8 protein-coding genes are annotated in these 17,521 nt (G+C 45.5%); all 8 read right to left on the bottom strand.

Translation table 11 applies throughout. The annotated features are described in order from the left end of the window. Positions 1 to 154: 154 nt before the first annotated feature. Positions 155 to 1,732: a hypothetical protein gene (locus tag V2H45_RS04485; protein ID WP_330482423.1), complete on the bottom strand. Its 1,578-nt coding sequence runs from the start codon at positions 1,730 to 1,732 to the stop codon at positions 155 to 157. A gap of 31 nt (positions 1,733 to 1,763) precedes the next feature. Then, positions 1,764 to 1,901 (bottom strand): hypothetical protein, encoded by a 138-nt coding sequence (locus V2H45_RS04490; protein ID WP_330482424.1) that lies wholly within the window; start codon positions 1,899 to 1,901, stop codon positions 1,764 to 1,766. A 6-nt stretch (positions 1,902 to 1,907) separates the two neighbouring features. After that, on the bottom strand, positions 1,908 to 5,429 hold the full coding sequence (locus V2H45_RS04495; protein WP_330482425.1) for a response regulator: 3,522 nt from the start codon (positions 5,427 to 5,429) through the stop codon (positions 1,908 to 1,910). 45 nt (positions 5,430 to 5,474) lie between these two features. After that, positions 5,475 to 8,063: a methyl-accepting chemotaxis protein gene (locus tag V2H45_RS04500; protein ID WP_330482426.1), complete on the bottom strand. Its 2,589-nt coding sequence runs from the start codon at positions 8,061 to 8,063 to the stop codon at positions 5,475 to 5,477. Positions 8,064 to 8,120: 57 nt separating this feature from the next. Continuing rightward, positions 8,121 to 14,867: a methyl-accepting chemotaxis protein gene (locus tag V2H45_RS04505; protein ID WP_330482427.1), complete on the bottom strand. Its 6,747-nt coding sequence runs from the start codon at positions 14,865 to 14,867 to the stop codon at positions 8,121 to 8,123. Between the two features lie 79 nt (positions 14,868 to 14,946). Beyond that, entirely contained in the window at positions 14,947 to 15,462 is a 516-nt protein-coding gene (locus tag V2H45_RS04510) for a chemotaxis protein CheW (protein WP_330482428.1), read from the bottom strand. Beyond that, a complete protein-coding gene (locus V2H45_RS04515; protein ID WP_330482429.1) occupies positions 15,459 to 15,818 on the bottom strand; it encodes a response regulator in 360 nt (119 codons plus the stop codon). The genes V2H45_RS04510 and V2H45_RS04515 overlap by 4 nt, the downstream gene beginning before the upstream one ends. A gap of 324 nt (positions 15,819 to 16,142) precedes the next feature. After that, positions 16,143 to 17,405: a response regulator gene (locus V2H45_RS04520; RefSeq protein WP_330482430.1), complete on the bottom strand. Its 1,263-nt coding sequence runs from the start codon at positions 17,403 to 17,405 to the stop codon at positions 16,143 to 16,145. Between the last annotated feature and the right edge of the window lie 116 nt (positions 17,406 to 17,521).

The raw sequence follows: 17,521 nt of genomic DNA on the forward strand, positions 1-17,521 counted from the left end.
CTTAAACGATGAATGGCTTTTTTTCTCTATTTTCTAAAACTGTCCGAAGTATTGGAATTTGAAGAAATCAAAATACTTGACTGCGCGATCGCTTGTTAGCGTGATGTTCCATGAAACTAACAAATTCTTTCCACCCTGAGACACTGCTGTCAAATCAAAGTCGTTCAACTTCTGGATTGGTATTGATTTTGCCAACTACAAATTTTACTTGCATTCCAGAATTATAGGTGGCTCCAGCTATTGTGGTTTGATCGATAGAGATAACGTAAGCCATCGGTTTGTCTGGTTTAAGCAGAGCACTAAAAGCGTCACCAAAGTCGAGGGTATAGGAATTATTCGCAATGGAAACTCCTTTGGGCGTCTCTACTCTGGGTGCGATCGCATAGGTCAGTTCTTTAAGCTTATTTCCAATTTGCTTGCCATTGCGATCGTAGAGACTCACCGTCACCTTGACCTGCTTCAACTCATTGAGAAGGTTGCCGCGATCTTCCAAATAGATCTTGCTGGGATCTTTGAAAAGATAGAATCCCTTAAATTGAAATTGCCGCAGTCGATTTGGGTGAATTCCATTCGCGATCTTTACAACGGTTGTATCTTTTTGGATATCTACATCTGATTCCAACGTCCCAGGGATTGTGAGGTTTAGCATTCCTGAAGCTGCAATTGTAGATTCGATCGCAGGATCGCCAAGATCGGTGAAACTCTTTTCGGTTGCCCAGACGACTTTGAGCGATCGCCGTTTGGTATCGAGCAATGCGTAGGAATCGCTCACATTTGAGCCCGACGCTAGGAGTTGCCCCAGCCCATTTTTATCTAACCAGTTATTTTTAACGAACGGGATAGTTTTTCCTGATAACGTAGACACCTTTTCACTGTGGGTGAGCTTCTCTGTGGGAATCGTGGTTCCCTGAACTAACCAAACACGACCATAGGCACCCAGAGTCCCATCACTTCCGTTTCTGCCATTCTGACCTTGGCTACCATTCGTGCAGGTGTAGCGATCGCGGCGATCGACACCAATATAGTGCCAACGATAGCGATAATTATTATCCGAGCTTACATGGCTGGGTCTACTAGGCTCGTTGTCGCCTAAAAAAGGAATCCCAGAACAAAGAGTCGTTCTTTGGCGAATGGCTTGCCAAGGTTGCTTTTCATCTTTAATGGGTTGCGATCGCAATTCCCATGTGCAGTAAGTAACTTCCCATGAGGACTGTTGACAAGTGCAGCCATTGCCCCCCTGTGCGCCCAACCCACCGCGTCTGAGACGACCGCCATTATTTTTAAGCAGAACATTCTTTAGCTGAGAAATCTCGTCGAAATAAATCGTAGCATTGCCGCCGTTCCCACCATTGCCCCCACTTCCACCGTTGCCGCCATTCCCACCCTGTGCGCCCATAATGCTGAATTCAGGTTGTGGCTGCTGGCATTGGGTGGCATTTTCTCCCAGTGATGCATTTTCGCCATCATCGCCTTCCCCCCCAGATAGGTCATAGGCGATCGAGCGATCGCCTGCCCGAATAACTTGCTCCTGTCCGTTCAATCCGTTACGACCACTTCGACCATCCATGCCATTGCGACCAGGAACGCCAAAGATTTGGGACTGCGCATAAATTGTAGTAACTGCAAAAACACTAAGGAGCAACGTAAACAAAGCAAATTTGAGTAATATTTTCCCCGCGATCGACCCTGTTGTCCCCAGCCCAAAAAAAAGCATGAATTTACGCAGCTTCATGTGGTTTTCCTATCCTTCGTTTTTCTACAAATCACACGCGATCGCCAACTGGTATGGCACTATCCAGCATCCATATCTTGAGATCGGATAGGCTTACTGCACCATAGTTTGACTGATGACTACAGATCGATAGCAGACTAGATTTTGTTCCCACCGATCTGGAAATCACGTCAGATCATACCCCTAAAGGCTGGCGGCTACTAGATTGTTCTAGCAAAGAGGCTACCTTTTGCAAAAGCTCAGGGGTGGCGAAGCCCTTTGTGAGATAGTCAGTTGCTCCGAGTCGCTGCGTTTCTCTAGACCATTCTTCGGCTAAACGCGAGGAAATCACCAAAATCGGCATATCCATGCCAGCTTGACGGCATTGGTCGATCAAGGTGAAGCCATCCATTCTAGGCATTTCAATATCTGTAATCAAGACAGAGGGCTGGGTGTGAATCTGCAACCATTCCCATGCTTCTTGACCATCACTACAGGTGCGAACGTTATAGCCTTGCGAACTCAGACTACTCTCAATGCGTCGGCGCATCAATGCAGCATCATCAACCACAACAATCTGTCTACCAACGAGTCCCCCAGAAGCGATGGCATCGGTTTGGATAGGTTTGTCCATACTCGCGATCGCGGCTGCACCCGCATGGGACTCAACCAATAGGGCATCAATGAGAGATAGAACATCAAGCACAGGAATAATTTTGCCCTCAGAGGTCAGACTCACGCCAACCATCCCTGCGGGGGCAATCAGGGGGGAAGGTAGAGGATTGACGAGCAGATCGCTTTGCCCCATTAGAGCATCAGCGACAAACCAAACCCCGCGATCGCTGTCTAAACGTTTGGCACGCACTGCGATCGCATTCGGTAACACAGGCCGCACCTCAGCATCCCCAAACCAATACTGAGATAGGTCGAGTGCAGGCGTTTCGCCAGCATTTTCTGAAATGGTCAAGGTATAGGGCTTATTTTGGCTGGCATCGACCCGTTTCCAGAGTAAATCGCCTAACAGCATCGTGGTAAAAACCTCGGCAGTGGGAATCGCAAAGACGCGATCGCCTGTCTGTAAAAGCATACAGCGCACAAATAGTTGTGGTACGGGAATTTGGATTGTGAAGGTCGTGCCCACACCGATCTCAGAATGCAACCGCAACTGACCGCCCAAGGCTGTCACTTGATTGGCAACCACATCCATTCCCACGCCCCGTCCAGAAATATTGGTAACGACTTGAGCGGAGGTAAAACCTGGTTGAGAAATTACATCCAGCAACCGAGATGGAGTTGTTGTATCTGTGAGTGGCAAGCCTTTTGCTTGAGCAATGCTACGAATCTGTTCTGGATCGATGCCTTTACCATCATCTTTGACTTCCAAGAGAAACACGTTCCCACGACGAACCAAAGCAATTTCGAGTTTACCCTGTTCGGGCTTGCCTTTACGGGCACGCTCTTCACGGCTCTCTAACCCATGATCGTAGGCATTTCGCAATAAATGCAGCAAAATCGGTTCCAGCTTGCGCAGCGTACCGGCATCCAATTCCAATTTTTCGCCCCGCACGAACATCTCAGCGGGCTTTCCGATCCGAGTGGTTAAGTCGCGTAAAATTCCCCTTGCCCGAAAACTGAGCGCCTCAAAGGGTAGTAGGCGACTCTCTTCGAGGGTTTGTTGTAAACTGCGCAGGCTGACATCGAGTTTTTGGAGACTTTCTGTGGTGCGCCTAGAAGCTTCCCCTGTTTCTGCTCCCAACTCAATCAATCGCAAACTGATTTCTAACAAACGATTGATCGCCAGATATCCTTGGCGATAGCGTTCCACTTTGAGACCATCCTGCGAATTAGAAACCTCTGAAAGAGCATAGTCATCCTGGACATCTCGCAATTGACCGATATATTGCACGCTATCTTGAGCGAGCGCTACAAGTGGCATCAGGTTAGCTTGCACGGACTGATAAAATCCTTGGGTCGAACGTGCTGCCATCAAGGTTTCCACAAGATACTGCGAAGAGCGGTCTAAACGTTCTAGGGGAACTGGAATCTGAATATTCGCCGTGGAAGTTGTGGTTGGCGATGTTGGCGATGTTGGTGCTTTCTTTTTGGCCGATTTCTTGCTGGGAACGGGATCTTTGGGGGAATCTTGTGCTTTAGGAACAACAGGTTGAGCTACTGGGGCTGGAGATTTCGGCGATCGCCCACCCAATTTAGCGGCTTCTTTAAGCGATCGCAGGTAAGGCATCCACTGCTCTGCCCAAGCCGTCACGTTAGCATTAGCAATGAGCGTTTGTCCCTTTAGCAGTAGCTGATTTTGCCATTCCGCCGCAAATCCCAAATCCGTACCAATTTCTGCCAACTGCGCCAAGGTCTGCTGGGCAGTTTCTACCGTGCCTAAGGGCACATTCCCTGAAGCTGGCAACTGCTCGATCGCCATCTCTAGCTCCAGAACTACCAGATCGAAGCCTTGCTCGGCAAACTCACGATATAGCTGCTTTTGTTCGTTCCACCCACTCAGATAGTCTCGCTTAACACCTTCATGGAGAAGCTGAATCCGTTGAATTGCATTGGAGGAGCTTTGGGCATGGGTAGATTGGAGACTACCGATCAGTAATTCTCCAGTTTCAGTCAGAATCTTTTGAAGCTTCCCATCTGCGAGTGGGGGTGAAATTTCTAGAAACCGTAAGTCTGAAAGTAGATCTTCAAGAACGGTAGCAATCTCTAAAATCCTCTCTGCGCCCACTGTGACTGAGCCACCTTTAATCGTATGTACGGAACGATAAAGCTGCTGAATGTCTTTAGTCCATGACTCTGCCTTAAGCTGCGCTACTGTATCTACATATAATTGCAGATCTTTTTGTGTATCTAAGTAAAAGAGATCCAGTAGTTCTTGCTCTAGGGAATCCGTGGTGGCGAGTTCTTCGGAAGTATTGGAGGAGTTGGGAAGAGGCTTGGCTACATGTTCGGGAATTTTGTAAGGACTCGGCGATCGCTTAGTGAAGATCCCGCCATGCTTGGCACATTCTTTGAGTGATTTGAGATAGTTACCCCAATGGGCTACCCAGAAATTGGCTTGGGGCTGCTCAAAGAGCAATTGGCTTTGAGCGATCGTTTGATCCCAGCCTTTACCTAACCTTAAATCGACACCAATTTCTTGAAGTTGCTGGATCGTCTGCTTTGCGATCGCAAGGGTGGCATGGGGAATTTGACCGTTCAAAGGGAGAGTCTCTAGAGCCATCTCTAAGTCAAGCACCATTAAATCAAAGCCTTGCTCGGCAAACTCTTGATGGAGTTGGCTATATTCATTCCACTCAGGTAAAAATCTTGTTTGCACCTCTTTGCGTAAGTCTTGAATCCTTGCGATCGCGGCAGAAGGAACTGCTGACATGCGAATGCTCCCAACCAAAAACTCACCCGATTCCGTGAGAATTTGCTTGAGCTTGCCATCTTTTAAGGGCGGTGCTAAATCGATGTAGCGCAGATCGGAGAGTAGATCTTCTAAAACGGTTGCCACCTCCAAAAGTGGCTCGGCTCCTACGGTGACAGCTCCCCCTTTAATCGTATGCACGCAACGATAGATTTGCTGAATGTCATCTTTCCATGATTCTGCATTCAGCTGCTGTACTTTTTCTTCGTAGAGCTGTAAGTACTTTTCAGTATCTAACTCGAATAGATCGAGCAGTTCCTGTTGTAGCTGTTGGATGTCAAAATTATTGGACATTTTGTCAGTTTCTATCTGGGTAGAGAATTGTTTCTAGTATCCTCCTCAGTTACTATTCCTACCAGTCAAGAGCGATACATCTTCAAGGGTTGTGTATTCATTCTCAACTTTTTGGTCTAGGTAATTTATCGGGATAAATTGGGTGTCAACCGATTCTAACCTGCGATCGCTAGGCTGGGTCTGTAGTTGCTGGGGCAAACGGAAAAACTGTACTTTTTCAAGCAACTGTCGGGCTAATTCTCCCATCTTGCCCGATTGCTCGCGCGTAAAACGGGCTTGACTGGCCGATCGCTCTGCTACCGCTTCGATCGTTTGTATCGAACTCAGACTGAGCTTAACAGCTTTAGCAATGGAATTAGACGACTCCATAACCGAGCGACCAATTTCTGCTACTTGCTCTGTTGCCGATTTAATATTATTAAAGGATTGACTGGATAACTCAATACTATTGGTAAATTCCTCGACAAGACCGCTAACATCTCGCACATCTTGGTCGATCCCCGATACGACGACTTCAACAAAGCCCGTACGCTGTTGTAGCACAATCAGACCCTGATTGGTCTGGGTTGCTAGGTTATTGACTTGATTGGCGATCGCTTCAAATTCTTTGGCTACACTGGCAAACTGATCGGGCTCTCTTTGTTCGAGGGCTCGTGCTGCTACCATCGAAGCATTCATCGCTAGAACTTGGGTGAGAGATGCCAGCCGCTTTTGATCGAGTACAAATTGTTTTGCCAAATCCACAAACTCGCCCAAGTTCTTGATCCGCTTAACCATTTGCACCGTCCCTGCTTGGAGGGAGTTAATCGAAGCAAGCAAACTGGCAATTTCTTGCTGACCCTTGGTGACAGCAATTTGGGCTGTCTGTACAGTTTTATTGGTCGAAACCGCTTGAAGGGAGGCTTTTTGCGCCTGTTGGTTCATATTATCAATCCCTTCTCGGACTTCTACCACCGATTTTGCCTGTTGTTGTGCGTTTTGGGCAACCGCGATCGCTTGCGTTTCTAGAAGCTCTGCCCCTTGATTGACTTGATGCGCCGTTTGCAATACTGCTGACATGACTTCGCCCAATTGCTCAATTAGGCGATTGAGCGTATCCGCAATCAGCCCAGTTTCGCGATCGCTGACCTTTGCCTGCACCGTTAAATCCCCCATTTCCAGATCGGAAACCACATCCAATAACTGTGCGACCTCTTCTTGCATCAGTAAATTTTGCAAAGATGTCTCTGATTGCAGCTCAATTTGCTCGGTTTCTCTTTGGCTAATGCTGTCAGCCATTTGATTAAATACAGTTGCCAAGACACCAACTTCATCCATTGACTTGACTTCAGCTTTTGCAGATAAATTTCCCTGAGCATACTCGCGGGCTACATCTTCTAGTTTTTTAATGGGTTTGCTGATACTGCGCCCGATCGCTACACTTACAAGAGAACCTACCACGGCTAGAAAAGCACCAAATCCTACAATTAATAAAGCGGCTTGAGAGAGCAAACTATTCAATTGCTTATGGCTCGTGCCGCGCAACATCACACCCACAGGCTTACCAGTAGCATTTAAAATTGGAGAAGCCGTTAAAGTAAAGGTTTGACCATCAATGACCGCATCTTGAGAGACTAAAGCGTTAGGAACCAAGTGAGAAAAAGTTGCACCCCCTGAGGCTTGCCAAGATGCAATGGTGGTCTTATTGACTGGGTTGAGAGCTTTATTAATTAGATCCGCAGAAAAGCTGGATAAGAGTCGAACCTGACCTTCTTGGCGAACTTGTCCAAGGATAGGTGCGGCCTTTACTGTAATTAGGGTTAATCCATTTTCCAAGGTTTGGTTCGTGCGATCGGCGATCGCAATTTTAGGCTGCGCAATCACATCTCCAAAAACTAGAGCACCCAGCAATTGTCGATCGCTAGAACGTACGGGTGTAACCACGTAGCGCACTAAAAAATTAGGCGTATCGGCAGCACTTTTGCCTAACCTCTCCGCCAATTGAGAATTCTCTGCGGCAAGATCTTCATAAGTGATAACTTCGCTGGAGATCGTTTGTTTACCTGTAGAGAGAGCCTGTGTGACTAAACCACTGGGATCGAATTCACTACCAATGCGACTGGAATTCGCTGAATCAATAATTTGCTTATTAGGATTCACTAACGTGACAAATTCAATATCACGAACGGTCGCTTCATTTGCCAAGATCGCCTTTACGGTTGGGTTAGATTTATTGGCAGCGGCAGCCGCAATAATTGCTGTATTTTCAGACTGCCCCCTCGAACCAAATGCCATCTGATTGACTTTGATGTTGTAGTTAGTCGCAACCACCGAAAGTTCAGATTTAGATTGTGCGATCAACTGGGTTCTTAAATTTTGATCGACGATCGCGATCGCCACCGCTAGCCCCAGTAAAGAGAGCACTCCCGTAATTCCTAGCGCAAAACCCAACTTAGTCTGAATCGAAGTTTGCCTAGATTTTGTCTTTTGTCCTTGCCCTTGATGTAACTTTTGATGTTGTTGGCTTTTAGGTTTAGGAACATCAAAAGTTGTTTTGCTATTTGCTAGTTGTTGTCTTCTCAGAGCCAGATTTCTCAGAGCAACTGGAGAAAGTTTTGGTGATGGCTTGATTTGTCCCATATTTCTGCTAGTCACTGCTGTTTGCAATTAAGTTTTTGACTGAATTTCTGCTTTGGGGCTCACCTGTAAATGCTATGGACTAGGCGATTGTTTGGGCGCTTGTTTGGGAGCTGGTTTTGGATCGGTCTCCTTAGCGATCGCATTTGAGTCACCAAGATTGACATCAAATACATCATCAAAATTACCATCTAGCGGCTCATTAAAGGTATCTTCAAATACGTCATGGGAAAATACATTAGTACCTAAGGTGTTAACACGAAAATCAGACTCTTTGTATGAGGCAGTGGGAATTTGGGCACTGGGAGCACCAAATGCTGGTTCATCGATTTGATCTAGATCGAATAAAGGCAAGGCATCCATATCGACCTCTTCATCATCAAAGTTTGAAAGTGACGCAAATGACGTCATGGAATCAACTTTGGGTTTAATCGATGGCATAGGAATAGCAAAGAAACCTGAAGTGTCTTGATCCGAATTTTCATAGAGATTCTCTCCTAATGGTTGGATTGGCTCTAGTCCTTGAAAATTATTAATGGACTCTTCTGCAAATTGTTCAGTGTTTGCTTCAAGCTCTGGGACGAGCGTAGGTTCTTGACCAACTTCAAAGGTCATTTCTATCCCAAGCTCAGCAGTTAATTCATCGGTTAACTCACGATCTGATTGGAGCGTTGTAGAAGTATCATCCGATGAATCCAATAGGTGCTCAAGGGCAGCATCTTCCCCATTCTCTACCTCAGAATCCCGATTATCTGACACAGAAGCGATCGCTGGTTCATCTTTCTGCTCAATTAGGTTTGAGCCATCAAGAGTAATTTCAGTAACCTCATCAAAGTTAAGATCCAGTAAATCCTTAAATTCATCGTCGTTAGGTACTTCTTCGTCTTGATCGAAACTAAAATTAGGATCGAGATAGGCAACAGGAATTGGAGCAGTCGGCGCACCTAACGTAAGATCGGGAATATCGTCAAGCTCAACAACAGGAAAGTCATTGAAATCAACATCTTCATCAAAACTAGAGAAGGATCTCAGCCCATCGAAGGTGGAAATAGGAGGCGTTGGTTCCTTAGACGTTGGCATGGTAGCCGAAAAGAATCCAGAAGTATCTTGATCTGAGTCTCCGTAGGGCGTACCTGTGAATGGTTGACTCATATCCAATTCTTGATCATCTGGTTCCTGAATATCGGATTCTACTGAATCAAAAACTGAATCAAAACTAAATTCAACACTGACTTCAGGAACTGTTTGGAACTCTGACAGATCGGCAGATTCATCACCAGTCTCACTCGTGACTGCATCGCCAAGATCTAAACCAAAACTATCATCTAGTTGAACGTTAAAAACGGAGAAGTCATCCATTGATACATCTAGAGATGTATCTGATAATTCGTCAGACGCAGTCGTAACCAGATCTGCACGATCGCCTTCTTCAGAACCCCCAGACTCAATCTCTGGTTCTTCTTTCTGCTCAATTAGATTGGAACCATCAAGAGTAATTTCAGTAACCTCATCAAAGTTAAGATCTAGTAAGTCATTAAACTCATCATCGTTAGATGTTTCCTCTTCTTTCTCGAAGCTAAAACTAGGATCGAGATAGGCTACAGGAATTGGAGCAGTGGGCATGCCGAGGGTAGGTTCATCATCGAGATCGCCAAACCCCATCATGGGTATATCATTGAAATCTATATCTTCACCAAAATCAGAGAAAGATTTCAACCCATCAAAGGATGAACTGGTAGGATCTGAAGTTTGTTGAATGGAGACATCAGCAGCATAAAAGATCTCTGAAGTCTCTTGTGCTAAATCCTCAAGGGATGGGGCTATAAATGTTCGATCTACATCCGACGCTTGCCCATGTGCTTCTGTTAAATCGACAATCAATTCAGTGCTGACTTCAGGATCTGCTTGAACCTCTAATAAAGGATCGGCAGATTCATCACTAAACCCACTGACTACTTCACCTTCAAGACCTGAGTCAAATTCATCATCCAATTGAACGTTAAAAGCTGAGAAGTCATCTATAGATCCATCACTTGACACATCACCCGAAATATCTAGGATTTCTTCCGCTGCAGTCGCAAAGAAAACTGCGCTATCACCGTCATCAGGCTCTGCGCCAGCAAACTGAGCAGGCTCAGATTCAGACTCAAGCTCTGGTTCATCTTTCTGCTCAATTAGATTAGAACCATCAAGGGTGATTTCGCCAACTTCATCAAAGTTAAGATCCAGTAAGTCATTAAACTCATCATCGTTAGATGTTTCCTCTTCTTTCTCGAAGCTAAAACTAGGGTCTAGATAGACAACAGGAATTGGGTCGGTAGGCATGCCGAGAGTAGGTTCATCTAGATCGTCAAACCCCGTCATGGGCAGGTCATTGAAATCTATATCTTCGCTAAAATCAGAGAAGGATTTCAGCCCATCAAAAGAGGCGGCATCAGAGGTTGGAGGCTGTGGCATTGATATGCCAGCAGAAAAACTTTCTGGAGTTTCTCGATCTAAGTTATCAGAAGCGATGTCATCAGAGGAAGTCAAGTCATCAGAGAGTATGTTGGTGAATGTTTGATCCAATTCTGACTCTTGAATTTCTGGTTCTTGAATTTCTGGCTCTTGAATGTCATCTATTGCCAGTACTTGTTCGGGAACGGCAAAGTCATACCCTAGCAAATCTGACGGCAAATCTGTAATATCCCCATTGCCTGAAGCCTCAGACAGGAAGCGATCGCTGGACTCATCAAAATTAGGAGCTGATGAATCATGGTTAGATACAGGAGCATTGAAATCTGATTCAATCTCGCGAAGGAGAGCCATGGAATCGTCTAATTCTTTCTGAAACGCCAGCCTGTCATGCACAGGATCGGGAAGTGTTTCATCGTCCAAAGAGAGTGTAGAGGCAAGAGGATCGGTATGAGATGAGAATCTTTGAAAGATATTATCGCTTTCATCTGCACCTACTTCATCTGCACCTACAATCTCCAACCCATTAACCACGGTTCCCATCGAAGTTTCGCCATCGAAGTTTGGCGTATCAAGCGTATAAAGATCGAGATCGGGAGAGAGTGGAAAGATTTCGTCCTCAAGGTTGAGCCCAATGACATCATCGGCAAAGTCAGAAGCTGATTCAAATTTGTTTTCTGCTTGAGCTTCTTCTAAATCATTGGCTAAGGTTTCTACTAAAGCTTCAACTTCAAGATCGGGAGTGTCAAAGCTAAGATTTGCCATTTGTTCAGAATCCGCATCAAGAGAGATGTTGGGTACAAGGGCATTAGCAAGATTTAAACGTGGGTCATCAGGTTTAATGCTACTTAGAATGTCAGTTGGCGTATCATCCGTGAAGTCTATACTTTGAGGGCTTTGAGGAATATCTAGAGGAGTCTCAGTTGCTTCAAGATCGAGATCGATCATCATGGCATCAAATCGTTCGTCGATCGCAAGATCGGCCATGGCATCAAGATAGGAAGCATCTATTTCAATTTCTTGCTCGCCATCTAATTCTTGCTCTGATACATCTGCTGCTGTATCTATTAGGTTGAAGCTTTCTGTTGTAGTACGATCCTTTAAAACATCGGATAGAGTTTCAGGCTCTGAAACTTCCAATCCTGAAATACTAGTCTCTTGAGCATTCAACTCTAGCGTATCGATCGCAGGTACACTATCTCCAGAAACCTTAGAGGTCAAAGGACTTGGCTCCACAGACTCGCTCTTTGGAGCACTTTTGGAGGTGTTTTTTGGAGCTTTAGATTCTAAAGGACGAGACAAGACAATTGGTTTAAGTAGATTAAATCCTCGAAAATCATCTTCTAGGGCATTTCGTTTTGGTGCAGAATCTTCTGGAGTAGCATGGTCGGCATGCTGTTGCTGTAAACGATCCGTTGAAATATCTGCCAAAAATGCATCAGACTCCGTTACATCCTTAGCATCACTCGTTGCTGCTATCTCAAGATGATTTGATTCCAATGGAGTTTCTAGGTTTATTTCTGGAATCGTATCGAGGCTTATTGCTGAATCTACATCCAGCTCTACGCCCAACTCTACGCTTAGCTCTACATCCGAATCTAAACCTGAACTTACTTGACCTTGCAGAAGCTCGCTAGAGATCAATTCATCTGTTTCATCTGTAACGGAGACAAGTTCCTGACCTATTGCATATTCATTAAGATTAGGTTCAGCGATTTGTGGTGTTGTGGTGTCATCAACGGTCAAAAGACCTGTAGCAGCGATCGCCACGGGTACCAAAGGAACGGTTTGCGATCGATCTTCAAGCAGGGCATTAGGAGAGAAGTCAGCGTCAGCATCTTGCTGCGCGATCGCAACTTCGTCGGGTTGAAGTTCAGTCTCAAGCTTAAGCTCGACACTAGGCTCAGACTCTAGTTCAGGTTTTGCTTGAAATGCAACTAAGGTGTCAGGGAAGGTGTCAGGGGATGTACTACTTGCATCAAGATTTAGCGCCAGTGGCTCGCGATCGCTACTTGGCTGCATCATATCAGGCAACTGGAAGAAGCGGATGCCTTCAAGCAAACTTTGGGCTAAATCCCCCATCTGTTCCGCTTGTTCTCTCGCATTGGCTGTCAAATCGGCGGTGCGCTGAGCTAACGTAGCAATCTCACTCATATACTTGGCGGTAGAGTCAGAGGCAACTGCAATTTCTAAGCTTGACTCCGTAACTCTTTGACCAACTTCTACCACCTCTGTCGTGGTGTTTTGAACGCTGTTAAACGCAAGTTGAGACTGCTCAACCCCTGAGGTAAACCCTGCAACGAGTCCACCCAGATTTTGAACTTCCGCATCAACAGCAGAAACAACTGACTGAATCTGACTTGTCCGTTGCCGCAAAACCGTCAATCCATCATTGGTTTGTGTTGCTAAATCGTTTACCTGTCCTGCGATCGCTTCAAATTCTCGCGCAACACTCGTAAACTGTTTGGGATCTTTTTGTTCGGCAGCACGCGCTGCTACAAGCGTTGCGTTAATTGCCAGGACCTGAGTTAAAGAAGCGATCTGACTCTGATCCTGAACAAACTGTTCTGCAAGACCGACAAATTCCCCTAGGGTTTTCATCCTTTGGACGATCTGAGCCGAACCTTTTTGCAGTACGGTAATTCCAGCCGTCAGTTGCTCGATCGCGCCTTGACCTGTTGCCACAGTAGCTTGAACATCCTGTAGTGCTTGGTTGGCAATTTGGACTTCACTTGCTGAGTTTTGGGCGGATAATGCCACCTGTTCTGTGAGCGCACGACCCTCGGCTACGGATTGGGCTTGGTTAACAGTGTTCTCCGCGACTGTTTTTGCTAGCTTTTCTAGATCTTCAGCGCCATCGGCAACTCTTTGGGCAGTTCCCAATACGCTCGAAATAATATGGGAAAGCCTTTCCCGCAAACGATTTAACGTGTCAGCAACTAGACCTGTGGCGCGATCGCTAACTTCCGCTTCGACGGTCAAATCGCCTTCCTCAAGGGAGGACACCACATCCAATAAAGCGCCAATCTCTCCCTCTAAGATTTCCGATTCTCTTTCCGCTGCCTTTGCCAAGTTAAGGCGTTCTTGTTCGAGCACAGCGATCGTGACTTCCTGTTTGATGCGCTCTTCATGGTTGGCGAGTTGTGCCACCATTGTTTTAAATGAGGCATCCAGATGAGCGATTTCATCCTTACTCTTTTGTACTGGTAATTCCCCACCTGCTTCTTCAACCAGCTTTTCACATTCGTTGATAATGGGTCTGAGCCGACGATTGAGCGATCGGACAAACAAAATCACAATCAAAGTTAAAAGGATTCCTACTCCTGCTGCTGTGCCTACCGCGATCGGTAGCACTTGCTCTAGGATGTAGGATTGCGGTAGTACTGCCAGTACCAACCAACCATTACGATTGATTCTCTGAAAGGCGTAGTATTTTCCTTCAACCTGCACGATCCCAGATTTTTTGTCTTGGATCTGCGCCCAAACAGCTTTTAATTCAGGAATTGTTTCATAGCTTTCTCGAGCTTTAGCCTTATTAGGCTCGGGCGGATAGGAGAGTAAACTTCCTGTACGGCTAAGTACAATAAAGTTGCCCGCATTTCCCAGCACATTCCCACCCATCTTTTCTGTTAGAGAGGCAACGCTTGCATCGGCTCTTGCCACACCTAGTAATTTTTTGGTGTCACTATAAAGCGGAGCAACATAAGCCGTCACAATGGTGCCATTGCTGGTCTCATAGGGCTCTAGCCAAAGACTTTCTTCGCTGGCTGTAGATTCGCGCCAGTACTTTTTATCTGGGTAGTTGTCTGCCTCAAATAGATCTGCATAGATCGCATCTGCATTTGGTGCAGGTAAACGCTGTACTGTTTTTAAGTCAACTTTGGCGTTAGGCAGTTCGCGGTAAAACGAAGGATAGTACCATTTGCGATCGGTAACTAAGGCATTAGAGGTTTGACCGATCCCGAGGGCGATCGCAACGTTTAAGCGCTTGAAATGTTCGAACACCATCTTTTTATAGATCTCTGCATCCTTGATCCCCATCGCATGCAGTGCTTTAACAGAGGCAGCCAGATCGAGAGCGGACTGTTGAACTGGAGCGAGTTTTCCGTCAATATCACTGACTTGAAGACCGAGATTTTTCTCGATTTGCTGTTGTGCTGACTTGGTTAATTCCTGATAGTACAAATATCCTGAGGCTCCCAATCCGAGGATGGTACTCCCCAAAACTAGAACCAACAACTTAACCCCAATCGTTCCACTAGAAGGACGTTTTTGTTTTGTTGGTGACTGCTCGATCGCCTTCTTACGCTTCTTGCCTGAAAGCTTAGAAGATTCTGGTTGTGCAGGTTGGTTGGTTGTAAGTGCCATAGAGATTGATTGAATCAGGAATATGTGCGTTTACGGAACCTATATAGTTCTGAGACTCGGACTTTTGAATCTAGCCATTCTACGATGCTGTAGCTGGAATATGCCATCGCTGCGGTTGCCAAACCTGACTTGGGATCTGCGAAATCAGAGACTCGATCTGAATGTAGTCAGAGTCAGGAGTACTTTCCCTAGAGCGATCGCTCTCCAAAGAAGTCAACGCAGAACTTTCCAATTTCTGAGCAATCATTTGTTCGTATTGCTCTGAGGTGACACTTCCCACTAACTTGTCAACAATCAGTCCAACTCCCTCAATCTCTTGAGCAAGGTTAGTTACATGAATGACAGTTAGCGTCTCAGGTACAAGCACCTTTGGCTCTCCTAGAGCTTGGCGCAATAGCAGCAGAGGAATTACAGTCCCGTGCTTATGGACTACCCCCAATACCGCAGGGTTATAAAAAGGAAGAGAGAGAATAGAAGCGCGATCGATTAAAAGCACCTCTCTGACAAAAGCATCAGGAAACACTAAGGTTTGCTCACCCAAGTTGGTAAGAATGTAGCGGCTATAGGATAGTAGCAAACCAACTCCTGTACTCATTTCATTTGTTGTAATATTTCCGTCAATGTTTCTCGGCTTACGGGCTTGGTTAGGTATGCATTTGCTCCTCGTTTCAGCCCGTAATCTACTTCTAGTTTTGTCTTTTTAGTAGAGCAAAGGATGACATACTGCTCGGCTGTTTGCTGGTTGGCCCTGAGTGCACGGAGAAATTTGTAGCCATCTTGATCGGGCAGCACGATATCTAAAAATAGAGCCGAATAGTTGCCTTGGACAATTTTTTCTAGCGCTCCATTGGTCGTCTCACAGACATCAACCGTATGACCTAGGCCCTGTAAGAGTGATGCCAGTAGATGCCTTTCTGCCGCACTATCATCAATGATTAAGAAGTTAGCCATTATATCTATCAAACTCGGACTATCTCTACAAAACTAAGGAATGTACATTCTCTAAGCATTATCATAAGGCACAAAGCGAAAATGGTCTTCTTTTGAGTATTCCCCGTTTATTTGCCTAAATTTCCTGAGTTTGTCATAAAAAATCTTAAGATTTTTCTAATATCTTGCGATAACGAATTAGCTAATTAAATATTTAATGGGGTTTTACCGAATATTGAGCGGTTGACCTTAACGACAGAGATTGTCATAAATATTTTAAAATCCTGGTTTACAGGTATGGCGCCCCTAGCTTCTACATAGATCAATCAAAACTATTTCTCAAGCTCAAACTAAACTATCGGTAGACAAAGGAGCAACCTCCCTTAGCATGGCACGCAACTCATCACGAAACTTCTCGGTTTCATCAGAGGTACGGGGCTTTGCAATAAACCGACAACTTGCCCACCTTGCCCGAAAACTATTGGTCATACTATTTTCTGCAGTTACCAGTACAAGAGGCAGTGAAGCCAATTGGGGTTGACGACGAATTTGTTTAATGAGTTCAAAGCCGCTGAGCCCTGGCATATTAATATCGATAAAAACAACATTCGGCTCGTAGGCAACGATTAAATCAGTTGCTTGCTCTGAATTATCGGTAAGGCTAACTTGATACCCCCAGCCACTTAGGAGCTGTCGAAATTGTCGGAGTAGGACAGGGGAGTCATCCACAACAAATATTTTGGGCTCAAGGCTTCCCGCATTAGGTGCTGAAGGCAAGTTGATGCCACCACTTTCGCCTAGCTTTTCAGCGGATTGGCGATCGGCAAGGGGCAAAATCGAAACAATTTTCTTTTGGGCTAACTTATCCAGTAATAGAGCAGTACGAAATAAGGGCTGTTTAAAGCTATCTGCAATCTCGCTAATGCGATGTTGCCCAGTCGTTACCTTGGCAAATAGTGGGAAATTGTCGTTACCGACCCTTGCGAGTAAATTTGCCGCATCTAAAAGCTGAACTTGCTGGTACGGATGCTTTACGCACTGAAACTGCTGCCATTGCTTGGCTTCGCCGCTGGCATTGCCCTCAAGTAATGCCAACTGAAGGCTCGGCAGATCGATCGCCAAGTCATTGATCGGTTGCCAAACAAATGAAAACTTATCTTCAAGGTGGAGCGCTAGTAGACTTTCTAAAATGATTTCTCGAAGTACTTGCTTTGTGTGATCGGGATAGCGTCTATAGACTTGGGTCACAAAGGGAAAGCAAAAAGGACGATTTGCTTGTTTTTTTTCCCAGTCGGGGATGCGGGAGAACTGCAATCCTTTACCAGCATACTTTCGTACTAACGTAGAGATGATCTGCCCCTCTTCTTCGATGAGTACTAAGCCGCCCCCCTTAAGCAAAACCTGCCACCGATGATAGGCTGTTTCAATGTGCAAAATGCCTACTGAGCGGCTCATCACACGCATAGCGGCAAGCAGGATATGTAATGTAGCGTCTGAAACAACCTGATTGTCAGCTACAGTAATGGGGCTATTTCCCAAATTTTGCGGAGTACTGGACATGGCGATCGCATCGGGTTGGCTGAGTACTTCTTGTGAAAGATAGATCATTGCAATTTATCATTGACCGCATCTTAAATATTATCAATCAAACGCATCTCACTTTAGTTTTATTGGATACAATGCACAAGCTTATTTATATAATGCGGCTTTAGTATAAATCTTGT

Origin of the sequence: Tumidithrix elongata BACA0141, from assembly GCF_036349135.1 — a bacterium.
In the GTDB taxonomy this organism is placed as follows: domain Bacteria; phylum Cyanobacteriota; class Cyanobacteriia; order Pseudanabaenales; family Pseudanabaenaceae; genus Tumidithrix; species Tumidithrix elongata.

What these genes read in the sequence shown, in the direction of transcription:
- V2H45_RS04485 (WP_330482423.1), bottom strand. Translation starts at nt 1,732, where the DNA reads ATGAAGCTGCGTAAATTCATGCTTTTTTTTGGGCTGGGGACAACAGGG.
- V2H45_RS04495 (WP_330482425.1), bottom strand. Translation starts at nt 5,429, where the DNA reads ATGTCCAATAATTTTGACATCCAACAGCTACAACAGGAACTGCTCGAT.
- V2H45_RS04505 (WP_330482427.1), bottom strand. Translation starts at nt 14,867, where the DNA reads ATGGCACTTACAACCAACCAACCTGCACAACCAGAATCTTCTAAGCTT.
- V2H45_RS04510 (WP_330482428.1), bottom strand. Translation starts at nt 15,462, where the DNA reads ATGAGTACAGGAGTTGGTTTGCTACTATCCTATAGCCGCTACATTCTT.
- V2H45_RS04515 (WP_330482429.1), bottom strand. Translation starts at nt 15,818, where the DNA reads ATGGCTAACTTCTTAATCATTGATGATAGTGCGGCAGAAAGGCATCTA.
- V2H45_RS04520 (WP_330482430.1), bottom strand. Translation starts at nt 17,405, where the DNA reads ATGATCTATCTTTCACAAGAAGTACTCAGCCAACCCGATGCGATCGCC.